Raw genomic sequence first — 15,780 nt, forward strand, 5'->3', positions numbered from 1 at the left:
TCACCTCAAGGCGTCGGCCAGGGAAGGGGCCGACGCGTCGCGTTCGGACAGCAATGCCGCGGGCAGTGGCCACGGGATGGCGAGCTCCGGGTCGTCGTGCGCGATGGCGACGTCCTCGGACGGGTCGTGCGCGCGGTCGATCCGGTACGACACGTCGGCGACCTCGCTCAGCGCCTGGAAACCGTGTGCGCATCCGGCCGGGATGTAGATGCTCTCCTGGGTGTCGCCGGAGAGGCGGAACGTTTCCATCGCCCGGAAGGTCGGCGAGTCCGGTCGCAAGTCGACTACGACGTCGAAAACTTCGCCGTACGAACAACGCACCAGCTTCGCCTCGCCGGCCCCGGACCGCAGGTGCATCCCGCGCACCACGCCGCGCACCGAGCGGGAGACGCTGTCCTGCAGGAACGCGTTCGGGTCGATGCCGACTGATCGGGCGACGTCGGCATCGAAGGTCCGCGAGAAGAAGCCGCGATCGTCCCGGTGCGGTGTCGGCCGGAAGAGCCACACGCCGGAAATCGACGGCACGGGAACGGCTTTCACGAAACCTCCGCGGGAATGAGCGTCCTCGACAACAGGGCGAACTGGTCCTTCAACTGCTGACCGCAGGCTTCGTTGCGGGCGGCGAGTTCCGCCTTCAGCTCCGGGGCCCGCCGCTGCACTTCCTCGAACTGCTCGATCAACCGCGGCACCTCGACCGCGCGGGCCTCCTGGCAAAACTCGCCGAGCCCCATTTCGGCCATCAGCACGTCGTTCTTCTTCGCGTACCCGATCGCGACCGTCGGTCTCCCGGCCTTCAACGCGCACAACACATTGTGGTACCGCGTGGCCACGACGGTGCCCACCTCGGCCATCGAGCGCATCAACTCGTCGAGCGTGCCCGGGACTGCCGCGGAGATCAGCGGCGACGCGACAGTTTCGACGATCTCGTCGACCACTTCCTGGTCGATCCGGTCGCCGATGAAGAGCCGGACCGGCCGGTCCTGGCTGACCAGGTACCGCACGAACTCCGTCATCGCGTCCACGTAGGCCCGGTAAATCTCCTCGCCGCGAGCACGGTCGTCGTTGCCGCCGTAATAAGCCATCACCCCGACGCCGACGGCACGCGGATCCTCGACCGCGGCGGGCGTCGGCAGGGCGAAGGCGAGGTCGGGATACACGCGGTCGTTCGTGACCCGAACGCCCATGTTGGCCATCGCCGAACGCGACAGTTCATCGCGGTAGGACCGGTACGTCGCGAGCTGGGACGCGGACCGCACCAGAAACCGCGTGGCGGGCACCCGAATCCGGTCAGCGCCGACGCTGACGAGCGCGATCTTCGTCCGCCCGAGCCGCCCGCACAACGACAGCAGGAAGAGCGCGTACGGAAAGCCCCACGGCCGCAGCGGAAGCGTCGCCTCCAGCACGCCCATGCCGGGAACGATCACCACGTTCTGCCGCCGGACCCACCACGCCGTGCGGAAGACGTCGATGATCTTCCCGAAGCCTTTCGTCACGATCGACCGCAGCCCGGAAGCGTGCCGGTATTCGCCGCGGTACCAGTTCAGCCGCACCGCCGGGATCCCGTACCGCGCCTGGACGGTGTCCGCCCCGCCGCAGAACGCGGACACCTTCGCGTACGGATGTTCGGCCCGCAGGAAGCCGAGCACCGCCTCGAGCGAGCCGTCGTTGCCGAGGTTGCCTGAACCGAGCAGTCCGAAAACCCCGACCCGAACGGTCACGGCACCCGCCGTTCGCGTCCGGCGACCACCCGGTCGACCGCGAGGTCCAGCTCGGCCGCGTGCACCGGGGCCCGGTCCTCGACGCGTTCCCCGGCCCCGCCTGGCCGGGCCCGGCTGGCGAACCATTCGGCCAGCGCGAGGTAGCAGGCACGGCGTTCGCCCGACGACAGCGGTGCGGAGCGGATTCCGTGCACGTAACCCCAGACGTACTCGGCGAGCAGCCGAGCGGTCGGGTTCGTGATGGCGTTGCCGCGCTTCGGATCGAGGTTCGCGCACCGCGAGCGCTTGCTCGGGTTCGCGCGCTCCGCCCGGTCCGGGTGGTCGCGACGGAAGTACAGCAGCTCGGGTACTTGGTAGAACGGGCCGTGCAGCGCCAGTTCCGCGACGTAGGTGCGGTCGGCGTGGTGGTAGCTGTCCATGGGCGTGACCCGGCGCAGCACCTCGGTGCGCATCACGCCGTAGAAATCGTCTCCGCCGGGCTCGAACAGCAAGCTCTTGAACCGCACCGACGGCCGCGGCGCGTCCGTTTTGTGCCGGTAGTCCAGCGGCACGGTCACGGCGCCGTTCTCGTCGATGATCGCCTGATGCGAATGCGCGAGGATGATCTCCGGCCGCGCGTCGAGCGCCTCGACGCATTTCGCCAGCAGCTCCCGGCCGTAGAGGTCGTCGTGCGAGGCCCATTTGAACAGCTCGCCGCGAGCCTGGTCGAGCAGGACGTTGTGGTTCGGGGTCGCGCCGATGTTGCGCGGCTGGCGCAGATACCGGATCCGCGAGTCCTCCTGGGCGTACTTCCGGGCGATCTCTTCCGTGCCGTCCTGCGACGCGTTGTCGGAGATGATCAGTTCGAAGTCCTCGTAGGTCTGCCCGAGCAGCGCGTCGAGTGCTTCGCTGAGGAATTCCTCTCCGTTGTAGACGGGCAGACCGATGGTCAGCCTGGGCACCGTGCTCATGCCGGTTTCATCTCCTCGGAAGCCGAATGGAGTTCTGCTTGGCTGAATGAACCTGACGCGGGGGGAAACTCGACTGCCGCCGCGAAGTGGTCGCGGAGCGCGCTGCGCAGCTGCCACCACCACACGGCCGAACCGGTGAGCGTGGCGGCCGCGACGCCCCACTCTGAGCCCGCCGCCCCGCCGAGAACGGCCCCGATCAGGCCGAACACGACGTAACAGGCGGACGCGATCAGCTGGGACCGCAAGCTTCGCCGCGCCATCCCGAGCGCGCGCAGCCCGGCGGTCGCCCCGGTGGTGAAGCTCGCGCCGACGACCGCCATGGTGACCGCCGGGACCAGCAGCGACGAGCTGTCCCACAGCGAACCGAGCACGAAGCGGCCGGCGTTGTCGGGGACGAACAACCACAACCCGAGTCCCCACACCAGCGCGGCCGCGGCCTGCGCGGCGCCGAGCGCCACGCAGAAGTGCCACAACCGGTGCGGCGACTGCCGGAGCACCCGCGCCCCCTCGGCGACCGTGACGAGGGAAAGTCCCATGAGCAGCGCGAGAAACGGCCCGAGCAGCTGTTCGGCCCCGCGCACCGTGCCGACCGCGGCCAGCCCGGAAATCGCGCCCAGCCCGTATGCCCGCAGCTGCGACGAGCCGCTGTTGCTGACGTTCTCCACGAGATAGCGCACGCCCAGGTCGCGGTGCTCCCGCAGCCATCCGCGCACCCCGCCGAGCCGCGGCAGCACGCTCGTCTGCACCCAGCCGAACGCCGCCGCGACCCCGGCCGAACAGCCCCACGCCACCAGAAACGCGACCACGGTGTCGTAACGCGCGGCCAAAACCAGGGCGGGGAACAACGCGACGGCTTGGATCCCGTCGTTGACGAACGCTTTGTACCCGGTGCCCTGCGCGAAGAACCCGAACCGCCAGGCGTCCTGCACGAGCAGGAACGGCAGTACCACCCCGAGCGCGACGAAGGCGGCGCCGAGCGAACCGCCGACCAGGAGTCCGAAAAGGACACTGACCAGCCCGGAAGCGACCCCGACCACCAGTGCGGTCCCGACGGCCTGGCCCACCGCGGTCCGCCAGCTCGCCCTGGAGACGCCGGAGAAGCGCACCATCAGCGGGTCGGTGGCGAGGCCGCGCGAGACGTTGAGAATGACGCCGTAGGTCACCCACGCGATGCTGAACAGGCCGAACGCCGTCGCGCCGAGCGAACGCGCGACGTACAGGCCGACCACGAAGTTGGTCAGGCTCGAAACGGCCTGGTCACCGAGGCCCCAGCTGAGCCGTCCCGCCATCGCGCGGACGGCTCGCGAACGCAGGATCGACGGCACGGCCTCACCCCTTCAGCAGTCCGGCGGCCTGAAGCGCATCGGCCGCCGCGGCTACGGCGCCGAACGGGAGGTCCGCCCGTTCGGCGATGTCGAGGAGGCTGTGGTCGCCGTCGGAGAGGCTGAGCACCCACAGCATGGCCAGCTGGGCTTCCTTCGCGTCGCTGCGCCCGCCGAGCGAGTCGTACAGCCCGCGCTTGCCGAGCTGCGGTTCGCCGTAGGGGCTCAGGTTCACATAGCGGCGGTTGCGGTCCAGCACGGAAAACGCCGTCCGCAGCGTTTCGAGGGTGTCGGCCATCGAGTCCGGGTCGACGAACGACGGGTTGTCCGCCGAGGTGTGGTACTCCGGATAGCCCGCATACGGCGTGCGCGTGAGCGAGCCGACGCCGAGGTTGAAGCCGGGGGAGCAGAACTGGCGCTCGTCGTAGCCGTACGGCGAGAAATCGCGGATCTCATGCGGTTTGTCCTTGAGGATGTGCGCGAAGACCCGGTCGATGTCGGCGTCCCCGCGCCGGCTGCGCTTGTAGGTCAGCGAACCGCGGTCCCCGGCGCAGGCCAGCACGACGCCGTGCTTGACCTGGTCGATGCGCTCGGAATTGCGCGCCAGCCAGGTGATCGCGCCGATCGTGCCGGGCATGAACAGGAACCGGTAGGTGTAGTAGGGCTTTTCCTCGGCCAGCGCCCGCGCGAGCGCGACGGCGACGGCGATGCCGGCGAGATTGTCGTTGGCCAGCGACGGATGGCAGAGGTGGCACGAGACGAGCACCTCGTCGCCCACCTCGCCCGGCACGACGTGCTCGGCGTAGGTGAGGTGGCCGTCGGTGAGCGCAGAGTCGATTTTGACGTGGTAGTCGCCGTCCGGCAGCGTGTCGAGGACGTCCTGGGAGAGGCAGAAACCCCAGGTGGGGGAGTAGTAACTGGTGCGGTACGGGATCAACGAAGGCTGCTCGGGCAGCGTGTGCAGGTGCGCGCGCAGTTCGCTCAGGCGGACCACGCGGTCGACCGGGACGCTGTAGCCGACCACGTGCAGGTTCGACTTCCGGAAATCGATCACCCGCCGTCCGGAGGAATCCGCGACGAACGCGTCGCGGATGTTCCATTCCGGCGGCACGGTCCAGTCCAGCACCTCGGTGCCGCTGGGCACCTCGTACCGGTCGAGCGGGAGGTGCTCGCCGATGACGGCCAGGGTCTGCCGTACGCCGTCGCCGGTGATGCTCCGGCAGAACGGGTACAACCGTTCCACCAGAGCGTGCATCTCGGGCCCCGTGCGCATCAGGTGTGCCGCAGGGTGGCGTCGACCGCGCCGGCGGCCTGCCGGTCGCTCAGCCAGTTCAGCCGGGTGAAGCGGCGCTCGAACTGCTCCCGGGTCAGGTTGTTGCGGCGGTAGGCGTCGAACAGTTGCAGCGCCCCGTCTTTCACGCCCCACTTGCAGTCGAAGGCCGGGACCGCGTCGCGGAACCGGGAGAAATCGACGCGGTACGAACGCGGGTCGGCCCCGGCCTCGCCGGTGATCCGCAGCTTGGCGCCGGGCACCGCCGCGACGACCTCTTCGGCGATCTCGGCGACCGTCACGTTGTTGCGTTCGGTGCCGATGTTGAACGCCCGGTTGTGCACGGCTTCGCGCGGGGCCTCGAGAGCGGCGGTGAAGGCGTGCGCGATGTCGTCGGCGTGCACCAGCGGCCGCCACGGCGTGCCGTCGGAAAGCACGAGAACCTCGCCGGACAGATAGGCGTGGCCGACCAGGTTGTTCAGCACGATGTCGGCGCGCAACCGCGGGGAGAAGCCGAACGCGGTGGCGTTGCGCATATACACCGGGGTGAAGTCGTCGTCGGCGAGGTCGGAAACCTCGGCCTCCACGCGAACCTTCGACTCGGCGTACGGCGTGACCGGTCGCAGCGGCGCGTCCTCGTCGACCAGGCCGCTGCCGCCGGAAGCGCCGTAGACGGAGCAGGTCGAGGCGTAGAGGAACCGGGAAACCCCGGCGTCCTTCGCGAGTTTCGCGAGCTTGACCGACGCGTGGTGGTTGATGTCGTAGGTCAGTTCGGGCGCGAGCGAGCCGAGCGGGTCGTTCGACAGCGCGGCGAGGTGGATCACCGCGTCGAAGCCCCGCAGGTGTTCGGCTTTCACGTCTCTCAGGTCGACGGCCAGCCCGACCGGATCGCGCGGGGCCGGGCCGAGCACACAAGCCGCGAACAAGCCCGAGTCGAGGCCGACGACCTCGTGTCCCGCCGCGGCGAGCACCGGCGCCATCACCGTGCCCAGATATCCCGTGTGCCCCGTGAGCAGCACGCGCATGCTTTCAGCCCCTTAGGTCGATGACGAGTTTGTTCGCCTCGAACGCCTCGGCGTAGCGTTCTTGGCATTCGATTCCGCGAATCCGCGCGAGGCCGAGGAAAGCCTCGCGGTCGTACCACGGCCGGTGCTGCTGAGAGCCGTAGTGCTCGTGCAGCAATTCGATCTTGCGCTGCATGACCTCGTCCGACATCGGCGCGTAAGCGGGCAGCCGCCCGAGGTCGCCGTCCCATTTGACGATCTCGTAGCCCAGCGTCAGATGCCCGCGGAACACCGTGGGCACGAGCTGAGCCAGCCCGCGGTGGTCCTGGTGCGCGTCGATGGTGCGGGGCGCGAACACGACGTCCGGATCGGTGCGGCGGCGGAGGTCTTCCAGCGCGTTCTTGGCCTCCTCCCAGTGCGAGGGGAGACGGCCGTCCGGCAGTTTGAGCACTGTGACGTTCAGGTCGGCACCCGGGCAGAACGCGGCCAGCGCGGCGCGCTCCTCGGCCTCCCGGTCGGTGCCCCCGCCGGACAGCACCAGCGCGTCGACCTGAAGGCCGGGACGCTGTCCGCAGATCTCGAGGAGCGTGCCGCCCGCTCCGATGGCGATGTCGTCGCAATGCGCGCCGAGCACGACGATGCTCTTCAGCTCAGCGCCGAGGCGGATCATGCGTGCACCTTTTCGCTTTCCCACAACGCCCAAGGACGGTTGCCGTGCGCGTACGCGGCGTCGAGTGCGTAGCGTTCCTTGACCGTGTCGGTCGGCTTCCAGAACCCGCGATACGGGTACGCGAGCAGCCGGCCGCGCTTGGCGAGTTCGCCGCAGCCGTCGGCGACCAGGTCGCCGTTCTCCGGGATGTGGTCGAAAATCTCCTGCCGCAGCACGAAATAACCGCCGTTCTCCCACAGCGGGAGTTCGCTGACCGGCGTGATCGCGCCGATCCGGCCGCCCTCGTCCATCTCGACGCAGTGGAACGACGACTGCGGCGGCACGACGAGCATCGACGCGCCCGCGTCGCTGCCGGCGAACCGTTCGACGATGTTGTCCAGCGGCGCGTCGGTCAGCACGTCGGCGTAGTTGGCGAGGAACATCTCGTCGCCGTCGAGATGGTCGCGCACGCGGCGGAGCCGTTCGCCGATCGGCGATTCGATGCCGGTCTGCACGAAGGAGATCGTCCAGTCGGCGATGTCGGTGGACAGCAGTTCCGGCTTCCCGCCGCGCAGCACGAAATCGTTGGACGTCGTTTCCTCGTAGTGCAGGAAGAAGTCCTTGATGTGGTGCGCGCCGTAGCCGAGGCACAGCACGAACTCGGTGTGCCCGAAATGCGCGTAGTAGCGCATCACGTGCCAGATCAGCGGGCGCGGCCCGACCATCGCCATCGGCTTGGGCACGTCGGACGCCTCGCTGCTGCGCATCCGCATTCCGTAACCGCCGCAGAACAGAACGACCTTCACTGCACTCCCACCTCGACGATTTCCAAGCGCGGAATCGGGAAGACGAGCTTGCCGCCCCACGCGCCGACGTAGGAAAGCTGCTCGGTCAGTTCGTCCCGCAGGTTCCACGGCAGGACGAGCACGTAGTCCGGCCGGTCGGCCGCGATCCGGTCCGGTTCCACGACCGGGATCCGGGTGCCGGGCGTGAACCGGCCGTGCTTGTACGGATTGCGGTCCACCGTGTAGGCCAGGAGGTCCGGCCGGATGCCGCAGTGGTTGAGCAGGGTGTTGCCCTTGCCGGGCGCGCCGTACCCGACGGTCGTTTTCCCGGCTTTCCGGGCGGCGAGGAGAAATTCGAGCAATTCGAGCCGGACGCGGGTGACCCGGTCGGCGAATTCGGTGTATCCGGACAGTTCGTGCAGCCCGGCGGCCTTCTCCCGGGCGAGCACGTCGGTCATCCGGGCGCTCGGCTCCCCGGCGACCTCAGCCGGCCGCGCCCAGAGCCGGATCGACCCGCCGTGCGTCGGCAGGAGTTCGACGTCGACCACGGTCAGCCCGCCGCCCGCCAGTGCCCGCCGCGCGGATTCGACGGTGTAGTACTGGAAATGCTCGTGGTAGATCGTGTCGTATTGGTTCTTTTCGATCAGCGTGAGCAGATGCTGGACCTCGATCGACACCCAGCCGTCGTCCGCGACGAGCGCGCGCAGCCCGCGGGTGAACCCGCGGATGTCCGGGATGTGCGCGTAGACGTTGTTCGCCACGACCAGATCCGCCGGACCGTGTTCGTTGCGTACCTCCTGGCCGGTGTCCTCGGAGAGGAACGCGGTGTGCGTCGGCACCCCGGCCTCGCGCGCGGCTTGCCCGACGTTCACCGAAGGTTCCACGCCGAGACAACGGATTCCGCGCTCCACGACGTGCTTGAGGAGGTATCCGTCGTTGCTGGCGACCTCGACGACGAAAGACCGGTCGGTCAGCCCGAGCCGTTCCACGGCGGCGTCGGTGAACCGTTTGGCGTGCTCGACCCACGAGGTGGAAAAAGACGAGAAATACGCGTAATCGGTGAAAGTGTCGGCCGGATCGAGCAGCGGCGGGAGCTGCGCGAGCCAGCATTCGGTGCATACTTCGAGATGCAGCGGGAAAGTCGGTTCGGGTTCGGCGAGCTGCGCGGCGGTCAGGAACCGTTCGCACGGCGGCGTCGCGCCGAGGTCGACCACGCTGGCGGTTCTTTCCGAACCACAGAGTCGACATGTGGTCATGTACCAGGCTCCTCCGGTCACGAGCGCGATCTGCGTAGGGCAGGTCGATCCGCGCCCGGCCGTCGTTACAGCGCGCCGGGAAGCTCACCGGAGTCGATTCGGAACCGAGACAATGACGGCGGCGGAATGCCGCGAGATGCTGCGACGAACGGGCGGCGGACCGGTGCCAGACGGCGTAGCCGCCACCCGTTCGTCAGCGGATCACAGTTTTTCGGCCGCCGGGATCACCTCGGTGGCGAACCGCTCGAGCACCGCCGGGTCCGGGACGCCGTGCGCCCAGCCGGTCGCGACGCTGAATCCGAGTTCCGACAGCCGGCCCAGTTCATCCAGCAGTTGCCCGGTTTTCTCGCCGTTTTCACCAGTGTCGAGCCGCAGCGAGGCGGTTTTCGTGATCTCGGAGTAGTCGCGGCCGACGTCCTCGCAGTGCTGCTTCAGGACTTCCAGTTTGCGCGGAAGGTCCGCGTTGGGCAGCAAATTGCAGATGTCGCCGTACTGCGCGACGAACCGCAGCGTTTTCTTCTCGCCGCTGCCCCCGATCATGATCGGCGGGTGCGGCCGCTGGATCGGCTGCGGGCTGTTGAGCAATCGCTCGGCGCTGACGTGCGTGCCGGTGAAGGGTTCGTCTCCCTCGGCCCACATCTGACGGACGTACCGGAGCGCGTCCTCGAGCTGCTCGAACCGCTCCTTCATCGGCGGGAACCGGAACCCGAGAGCGCGGGATTCCTCCTCGTTCCAGCCCGCCCCGATGCCGAGGATGGCCCGCCCGCCGGACAGCACGTCGAGCGTCGTCGCCGCCTTCGCGAGCAGTCCGGGGTGCCGGTAGATGACGCCGGTGACGAGCGTGAGCAGTTTGACGCGCTCGGTGTGCGCGGCGAGAAAGCCGAGCGTGGTCCAGGCTTCCAGCATTTCGTGCTCCGGCGGGCCGTAGCTGGAAATCTGGAAGAAATGGTCCATTACGGACAGATATTCGAACCCGGCCTCGTCCGCGGTCCGAGCCACCCGTGCCAGGTCCGCGCCGAGCGCCGCCGGGCCGTTGGGCCAGGTCTGCTGAGCCAGGTGCAACCCGAGTTTCATGCCAACTCCTTCACCGCGGGAATGATGTCTTGCGCGAAAATCTCGATCCGGTCCCGGTCGAGCCCGCCGGGCAGCGGGCCGATCACGGCCTGCACACCAAGCCGGTGCAGCCGTTGCGCCTCGGCGAGAGACTCGCCGGTCTTCTCCCCGGACGGAGCGAGGTCCAGGTAGTGGTAAACGGTCTTGGCGCCCCCGCCGACCATGATCGGCGGCCGCTGCGGGGGTTGCGGGCTGTTGAGCAGTCGTTCGGCGGTGAAATGCTTGCTGGAGAACGGTTTGGCGCTCACCGCGAGATAAGCGAACCCGGCGTCGTCCGCTGCCCGCACCGCCTCGGCCAGCTCCACGCGGAGCGCGGCGGTCCCTCCCGGCAGGGTGAAGCCGGGGACCTGGAGACCAAGTTCCATACCCGACACCGTATACCTGGAGTAACTTCATGCGAGCGGTCAGAAATCGCGCACGATGGTGACCGTGCCGTGCAGCGGATCGGTCACGTACACCGTGCGCGTCCGCTGATCCACCGCCACGTCGCCCGGATTCACGCCGAGGCTCAGCTCGCCGGTGAGGGTTTCGGTTCGTCCGTCCACACGGGACAGTCCATTTTGCCCGCCGTTGGTGTACACGACGTCGCTGCCCTGATGCACCGCGAGCGACGACGCCTCGCTGCGCAACAGCACAGTCTTGACCTGCGCCTTCGCTGATCCGTCCACAATGGACAAATGGTGGATCGCCGAATTCGCCACGAACACCGAGCCGCTCAGTTCGTGGACGCCGATGCCGGTCGGAGAAGCGCCCACCGGGACGCTCGCGGTGAAGGCCCCCGCGTCGAGGTCGCAGATCTCGACCGAGTTCGTGGTCGGGCTGGTGCAATAGGCGCGTCGCCGGCCGCGGTCGAGCGCGATCCCGGCGAGGCCCGGCTTCGGCGCGGGCAGCAGGTCCTGCTGCGTGAGACTGATGCTGTCGAGCACCGCGAACGTGCCGGTCTTGCCGCTCACCGCGTACACGAGGTTGGCCTGGGGATCGATCGCGAGCGCCGACGCACCCGCGCCCGCGCTCACGACGCTCAGCAACCGGTGCGTCTGGCTGTCGAAGGCGAGCACCGTGCCGCCGGGCGGATTGGCGACGTAGATCCGGTCGGTGTCCACCGCGACGTCGCTCGGCTGCCCGCCCACCGCGAGCGCGGACACGACCCGTCCCGCGTCCGGATCGAGGACGAGAACCGCGCCGGACGCCTGGTCGGCCGCGTAGACCAGTCCGGTGACCGGACTCACCGCAAGAGCCGAAAGCGTGCCGCCGACCTGCACACTGCTGACCCGCTCGGCTGCCGTCGCCGCGCCGCCCGCCATTGCCGCCGCACCCGCGCTGACCAGGCCGAACAGTGCTCGCCGGGAGATCTGGGAACCTCGCATCGCTCACCTGCCCCGGTCGGTTGAGTTGCCCGCCGACCCTAACTCGGACAAGGATCAGGGTAAGGAACTTCGGATCCCCCGATCGCGTTGTTTCCAGTGAGTAACCATCCTGCGGCAGCTGCCAGAGCGGACGGAGGCGAGCGCACGTGCACAAGCACCACAACGGGCTGAAGACGGCGATGCTGCTCGGTCTGCTCTCGGCGATCATCATCGGGATCAGCGGATTGTTCGGCCGCGGGGCCTTGCTGATCGGCCTGGTCGTGGCGCTCGGGATGAACGCCTACGCCTACTTCAACTCCGAGAAAATGGCCCTGCGCGCGATGCACGCGCGGCCGGTCTCGGAGGTCGAGCAGCCCGCGATGTACCGGATCGTGCGAGAGCTGGCGACCTCCGCGCGGCAGCCGATGCCGTCGCTGTACGTCAGCCCGACCGCGGCCCCGAACGCCTTCGCGACCGGCCGCAACCCGCAGCACGCGGCCGTGTGCTGCACCACCGGCATCCTGGAGCTGCTCGACGAACGTGAGCTGCGCGCGGTGCTGGGGCACGAACTGTCCCACGTGTACAACCGGGACATCTTGATCTCGTGCGTAGCCGGTGCGCTGGCGAGCGTGGTCAGCGTCCTGGCGAATATCGCCTTCTTCTTCGGCGGGAACGACCGCGAGGGCAACCCGTTCATGTCGCTGCTGCTGGTCTTGCTCGGCCCGATCGCGGCCGGTGTGGTGAAGATGGCGGTGAGCCGGTCGCGGGAGTACCAGGCGGACGCTTCGGGGGCTGAGCTGACCGGGGATCCGCTGGCGCTGGCCTCGGCGTTGCGGAAGCTGGAGCTGGGTACCCGGGCCGCGCCGTTGGCTCCGGAGCCGGCGGTGGTGTCGCAGTCGCATCTGATGATCGCGAACCCGTTCCGGCCGGGGGCTGGGCTGAGCCGGATGTTTTCGACGCATCCGCCGATCGAGGATCGGATTCGGCGGCTTGAGGAGATGGCTCGCCGGGGCCGCTGAAGCTGCGGTTTCGCTGCGGTCCTTGGTTGCGTGGGGGCACCCCGAAGCTGAGTGTGACTACGGCGCGGAGGTGCTTGTCAAGGCGGGAAAGATGCCTTGACAAGCACCTCCGCGCCGCGTTTTTGGCTTCGTATCGGGGTGCGGGGGGGCTGCCGTGATGGGTTGGGTGCGCGGGTGCGGTCGGGTTGCTGTTACTCCCAGACCGCTGTTTCCGGATCTACCCCGTGCACGATCGCGTTGGCGAAAATCACATCCCGCAGCCAGGCGGCGAGTCCTGGGGCCAACGCGTCGTAGTGCTCCGTGTACCCGGCTTCCTCCACGAACTTGCGTCCCAGGCACACCTGCATCGAGTGCGTGCAGTCGAAGTACCGGGACAACGTCGCCCGATGCCGCTCCGCGAGGGTGTTCGCCTCTGCTGACCCGGGTTCGACCCCGGCTCGTCGTGCCGCGGCCAGGTCGGCGTGGAGTGTTTCGTGCTCGGCTGCGGCCTCCTGCCAGTCCTGCTGGGTCAGCTCGGTGGTCCGCTCGCGGTACTCCGCCCACTGCTTCGTGTCGCTCCACCGCTCCGCGGCCTCGTCGACCCACTCCGGATTCCAGTCGGATCCGAAGATCGCGATCTGCTCCTCCGCGGTCAACTGCATCCCGCCGCGGGTAGCCGCCGCCATCCGGTCGACCGCGGAGGCCATGTGCTCCAACCGCGCGATCCGCTCGCGCAGCTCGCGGCGTTGCCGGGTGAGGTGGGTGTGCGCGTCCACGGACGGGTCGTCCAGGAGGCGTCCGATCTCCGACAGCGGAAAGCCGAGCTCGCGGTAAACGAGCACCCGATGCAACCGTGCGACGTCCTCGGCGGAGTACACCCGGTAGCCGGACCTGGTGCGCCCGCTCGGACGCACCAGGCCGACCGCGTCCCAGTGATGCAGCGTTTTGACACTCACGCCGACCAGCGTCGCCGTGCGTCCGACAGTGAGGCCGTCTTGCTCGGTCACGACCTCAGTGTCGCAGCTCACGACCGTGGCACGTCGATCCCCGCGGCGCGCAACCGCTCCGCGACGGGCCCGTCCGGGTCGATCGGCTCCGCCGCGGTCATCACGACGTTCGTGCCTTCCGGCGTGACGACCGTCAACTCCCGCGAGTTCCACGGCATCAGCTCCGGCCCGCTCGTACAGCCGGGCGCGAGGTCCTCGCACCGCTTGGCGATCTCGTCGAGTTCGCTGAGCACGCAGGAGAAACTGATCCTCGCCTCGCTAGGGCCGGCCGGGGTCCCCGGGCGGAGCAGCACATCCTGGAACGCCCAGCGGCGCAGGTGCACGAGCTCGCCGGGCATGGTGAAAAGGTTGTCGAAGCCGAGCCCGCGAAGCCAGAAGTCAGTCGAGGCGTCGAGGTCGGCGGTGGGCACGATGGGAAACATCGGCATCCCGTAGAAGCCGAGGTAGTTGCCCGGAGAAACCGCGTCGTAGGCGGGAGTCGGAACCGGGCCGCGAAATTCGTTCATGCCGAAGAGCGTGAAGCCTCCTGTCGCAGGAGGGTCAAGCCCGAATCCCCGCACCTCCGTAGCGGTCGAGCGGGTTTCTCCGACATAGGTGCAGAGCCTTCGACGACTGCCAGAGCATCTCGGCTTCGACGTCGCGAGGCAAGGAGGTCACCATGACTCGATCCATCAGGCTGAGGACGGCCATTCTCTCCGGAGCGTCGGTGTCCGCCCTGCTCGCGGGATGCGGCGGCGGTCAGCCCGGGGACGGAAACTCTGCCGGAGGTTCAGTGGATTTCGTCCAGTACCAGACCGACGCGGGGTCCGGCTCGCCGCCGGGACCCTCGTTCGGTCTGCTGTGGACCTTCGATCCGGCAACCATGCAACTCTCGCCCGGTGACTGCACGGCGGCCCAGGGTGACGAGACCCGGCTGGAAAGCGATACGGCCACGTGGCCCGCGGTCTTGAAGCAACCCATGGACGGCGCCGAGAAGAACTTCCGCGCGGCGATAGCCGCCTGCTCGTCCGGCGACTTCACCTCGATGACGAGCGAGATCAACCAAGGCAAGGACAGCCTGGCGGCCACCCGGGACGCGTTCGGCGCGCACTGCAAACAGACGAGCGACGCGACCAAGTTCGCCTGCTAGCGCTGAGCGCGGCCACGGTGCGGCCAAAACTGTGGGGCGCACGTGGGGCGGACAGCCGGAAACGGCTGCACCGCACAAGACAAAACCACCCTCGTGACCGCTTCTCAGTGGTCACGAGGGTGGTTCGGGCTGGTGTGGCAGGTGAGGGATTCGAACCCCCGAAGGCTGAGCCGTCTGATTTACAGGGAGCCGTCAACGGGGCTCTGACCTGCGGAAACGCTCAATGTGGGCGAATTGCGTCCGTGACGTGTCCGTGTCCGCCGTGCAGAGTGCCCGTCAAGCCCGGGCACTCTGCCCCGCTGGGATCGCGGTGGAAGGAGCCGAACTAGGGACATGAGGCAGTGTCTGGGCGGCGTCGTGCTGCGATCCGGTAGCCGGGATTTGTCCTCGGTGGCGGCTATCCTCGACCCATGACAAGCAGCTGGGCAGACGGCTCCGCGTTCGAGCGGGTAGCACGTCAGCTTGACGAGGCTTTCCGAGTCTCCTTGCCGGACTTCAGCTACCTCGCCCGGGCTCTGCCGGACCACAGCGAGCAGTTCAAACGGCTGTCTGAGGTCGCCCTGCCCGACCACAGCGAGCAGTTCAAACGGCTGTCTGAGGTCGCCCTGCCCGACCACAGCGACGTCTTCGCGCGCCTCGGTGATGGTTTCAAATTCCCCGACTTCACCAGTGTGCTCGACCCGCTGATCGCTTCGTTACCGAAGTTCCCGATTACAACAGGCTTGCCCGAGTACGGCGGTGTCTTCCAGCACCTCGGTGACGGCTTCAAGCTTCCGGACTTCGCTAGCGTGTTTAAGCCGGTGCTCGCTTCATCGTTAGAGTCCTCGACCTCAATAGGACTTGGCATCTATCAGGCGGCAGCGATGACCGTCTTGGTTGACTCTGTGCCGCGCGAAGTTGCAGACGACTCGCACTGGCGTGAGGCTGCCAACGAGTGGGTGCGTACCCACTCGGTCGCGTTATTCCTGTGGCTCGCGTATAGCGTCCTCACGGTGATGTACTTCGTTACAAAGAGCGCAGCGCCTGACCTGGTCGAAAAGATTGACTCGGCAACGACCAGTGCTCCGGCTTGGGTACTGGGCATTGGGCTGGCGGTCCACTACGGCAGGAAGTCGCCGAACGGCAACAGGTAAAGGCTGCTTACATACGCAAGCTAAGAAAGGCGATAGATTTGAGTCCAGCGGCGGCGCTAACAGAGGAATCTGCGCGCGAAGTCCTTGGAACTGCGTGCAC

At 67.9% G+C, this 15,780-nt stretch carries 17 protein-coding genes; 3 read left to right on the forward strand and 14 right to left on the reverse strand.

The genetic code is table 11. The features are described 5' to 3' along the window. The 12 genes from rfbC to H5411_RS10920 all read right to left on the reverse strand — a co-directional run bounded on the left by rfbC (window position 1) and on the right by H5411_RS10920 (window position 11,434). The gene (gene rfbC / locus H5411_RS10870; RefSeq protein ID WP_101436099.1) at window positions 1–540 is read right to left on the reverse strand and encodes a dTDP-4-dehydrorhamnose 3,5-epimerase; all 540 of its coding nucleotides are present in this window, start codon (window positions 538–540) and stop codon (window positions 1–3) included. After that, a complete protein-coding gene (locus tag H5411_RS10875) occupies window positions 537–1,718 on the reverse strand; it encodes a polysaccharide pyruvyl transferase family protein (RefSeq protein WP_312878095.1) in 1,182 nt (393 codons plus the stop codon). Before H5411_RS10875 ends, rfbC begins: the two co-directional genes overlap by 4 nt. Continuing rightward, on the reverse strand, window positions 1,715–2,668 hold the full coding sequence (locus H5411_RS46975; protein WP_220816793.1) for a glycosyltransferase family 2 protein: 954 nt from the start codon (window positions 2,666–2,668) through the stop codon (window positions 1,715–1,717). Before H5411_RS46975 ends, H5411_RS10875 begins: the two co-directional genes overlap by 4 nt. Then, the gene (locus H5411_RS10880; RefSeq protein WP_246368913.1) at window positions 2,665–3,957 is read right to left on the reverse strand and encodes an MATE family efflux transporter; all 1,293 of its coding nucleotides are present in this window, start codon (window positions 3,955–3,957) and stop codon (window positions 2,665–2,667) included. The genes H5411_RS46975 and H5411_RS10880 overlap by 4 nt, the downstream gene beginning before the upstream one ends. A gap of 40 nt (window positions 3,958–3,997) precedes the next feature. Beyond that, a complete protein-coding gene (locus H5411_RS10885; protein WP_183123716.1) occupies window positions 3,998–5,263 on the reverse strand; it encodes a DUF4910 domain-containing protein in 1,266 nt (421 codons plus the stop codon). After that, window positions 5,263–6,285: an NAD-dependent epimerase/dehydratase family protein gene (locus H5411_RS10890; RefSeq protein ID WP_101436095.1), complete on the reverse strand. Its 1,023-nt coding sequence runs from the start codon at window positions 6,283–6,285 to the stop codon at window positions 5,263–5,265. The genes H5411_RS10885 and H5411_RS10890 overlap by 1 nt, the downstream gene beginning before the upstream one ends. Before the next feature lie 4 nt (window positions 6,286–6,289). Further along, window positions 6,290–6,934, reverse strand: a complete 645-nt coding sequence (locus tag H5411_RS10895; protein ID WP_101436094.1) for a PIG-L deacetylase family protein — start codon at window positions 6,932–6,934, stop codon at window positions 6,290–6,292. After that, window positions 6,931–7,719, reverse strand: a complete 789-nt coding sequence (locus tag H5411_RS10900) for a glycosyltransferase family protein (protein ID WP_101436093.1) — start codon at window positions 7,717–7,719, stop codon at window positions 6,931–6,933. Before H5411_RS10900 ends, H5411_RS10895 begins: the two co-directional genes overlap by 4 nt. Beyond that, window positions 7,716–8,954 (reverse strand): class I SAM-dependent methyltransferase, encoded by a 1,239-nt coding sequence (locus tag H5411_RS10905; protein ID WP_101436092.1) that lies wholly within the window; start codon window positions 8,952–8,954, stop codon window positions 7,716–7,718. The genes H5411_RS10900 and H5411_RS10905 overlap by 4 nt, the downstream gene beginning before the upstream one ends. A gap of 201 nt (window positions 8,955–9,155) precedes the next feature. Next, window positions 9,156–10,028, reverse strand: a complete 873-nt coding sequence (locus tag H5411_RS10910; RefSeq protein WP_101436091.1) for an LLM class F420-dependent oxidoreductase — start codon at window positions 10,026–10,028, stop codon at window positions 9,156–9,158. Then, window positions 10,025–10,432, reverse strand: a complete 408-nt coding sequence (locus tag H5411_RS10915) for a hypothetical protein (RefSeq protein ID WP_101436090.1) — start codon at window positions 10,430–10,432, stop codon at window positions 10,025–10,027. The genes H5411_RS10910 and H5411_RS10915 overlap by 4 nt, the downstream gene beginning before the upstream one ends. Before the next feature lie 39 nt (window positions 10,433–10,471). Beyond that, window positions 10,472–11,434: a YncE family protein gene (locus H5411_RS10920; protein ID WP_101436089.1), complete on the reverse strand. Its 963-nt coding sequence runs from the start codon at window positions 11,432–11,434 to the stop codon at window positions 10,472–10,474. Window positions 11,435–11,580: 146 nt separating this feature from the next. On the opposite strand from H5411_RS10920, the gene htpX reads away from it, so the two are divergent. After that, complete coding sequence (gene htpX / locus H5411_RS10925; RefSeq protein WP_101436088.1) at window positions 11,581–12,432, forward strand: zinc metalloprotease HtpX; 852 nt, start codon at window positions 11,581–11,583, stop codon at window positions 12,430–12,432. A 191-nt stretch (window positions 12,433–12,623) separates the two neighbouring features. Here the strand turns inward: htpX and H5411_RS48915 are convergent, their stop codons facing one another. Then, window positions 12,624–13,418, reverse strand: a complete 795-nt coding sequence (locus H5411_RS48915; RefSeq protein ID WP_101440833.1) for a MerR family transcriptional regulator — start codon at window positions 13,416–13,418, stop codon at window positions 12,624–12,626. Between the two features lie 17 nt (window positions 13,419–13,435). Then, the gene (locus tag H5411_RS10935; protein WP_101436087.1) at window positions 13,436–13,924 is read right to left on the reverse strand and encodes a VOC family protein; all 489 of its coding nucleotides are present in this window, start codon (window positions 13,922–13,924) and stop codon (window positions 13,436–13,438) included. Between the two features lie 266 nt (window positions 13,925–14,190). Here H5411_RS10935 and H5411_RS10940 point away from each other — a divergent pair, with 266 nt between their 5' ends. Both H5411_RS10940 and H5411_RS10945 read left to right on the forward strand, forming a co-directional pair. Next, complete coding sequence (locus H5411_RS10940) at window positions 14,191–14,547, forward strand: hypothetical protein (RefSeq protein WP_101436086.1); 357 nt, start codon at window positions 14,191–14,193, stop codon at window positions 14,545–14,547. A gap of 410 nt (window positions 14,548–14,957) precedes the next feature. After that, a complete protein-coding gene (locus H5411_RS10945) occupies window positions 14,958–15,680 on the forward strand; it encodes a hypothetical protein (protein WP_101436085.1) in 723 nt (240 codons plus the stop codon). Window positions 15,681–15,780 lie beyond the last annotated feature (100 nt).

The organism is Amycolatopsis echigonensis, assembly GCF_014174495.1.
Taxonomy (GTDB): domain Bacteria; phylum Actinomycetota; class Actinomycetes; order Mycobacteriales; family Pseudonocardiaceae; genus Amycolatopsis; species Amycolatopsis echigonensis.

What these genes read in the sequence shown, in the direction of transcription:
- H5411_RS10885 (WP_183123716.1), bottom strand. Translation starts at nt 5,263, where the DNA reads ATGCGCACGGGGCCCGAGATGCACGCTCTGGTGGAACGGTTGTACCCG.
- H5411_RS10890 (WP_101436095.1), bottom strand. Translation starts at nt 6,285, where the DNA reads ATGCGCGTGCTGCTCACGGGGCACACGGGATATCTGGGCACGGTGATG.
- H5411_RS10945 (WP_101436085.1), top strand. Translation starts at nt 14,958, where the DNA reads ATGACAAGCAGCTGGGCAGACGGCTCCGCGTTCGAGCGGGTAGCACGT.
- H5411_RS10915 (WP_101436090.1), bottom strand. Translation starts at nt 10,432, where the DNA reads ATGGAACTTGGTCTCCAGGTCCCCGGCTTCACCCTGCCGGGAGGGACC.
- H5411_RS10920 (WP_101436089.1), bottom strand. Translation starts at nt 11,434, where the DNA reads ATGCGAGGTTCCCAGATCTCCCGGCGAGCACTGTTCGGCCTGGTCAGC.
- H5411_RS10905 (WP_101436092.1), bottom strand. Translation starts at nt 8,954, where the DNA reads ATGACCACATGTCGACTCTGTGGTTCGGAAAGAACCGCCAGCGTGGTC.
- H5411_RS10910 (WP_101436091.1), bottom strand. Translation starts at nt 10,028, where the DNA reads ATGAAACTCGGGTTGCACCTGGCTCAGCAGACCTGGCCCAACGGCCCG.
- H5411_RS10895 (WP_101436094.1), bottom strand. Translation starts at nt 6,934, where the DNA reads ATGATCCGCCTCGGCGCTGAGCTGAAGAGCATCGTCGTGCTCGGCGCG.
- H5411_RS10935 (WP_101436087.1), bottom strand. Translation starts at nt 13,924, where the DNA reads ATGAACGAATTTCGCGGCCCGGTTCCGACTCCCGCCTACGACGCGGTT.
- H5411_RS46975 (WP_220816793.1), bottom strand. Translation starts at nt 2,668, where the DNA reads ATGAGCACGGTGCCCAGGCTGACCATCGGTCTGCCCGTCTACAACGGA.
- H5411_RS10880 (WP_246368913.1), bottom strand. Translation starts at nt 3,957, where the DNA reads ATGGCGGGACGGCTCAGCTGGGGCCTCGGTGACCAGGCCGTTTCGAGC.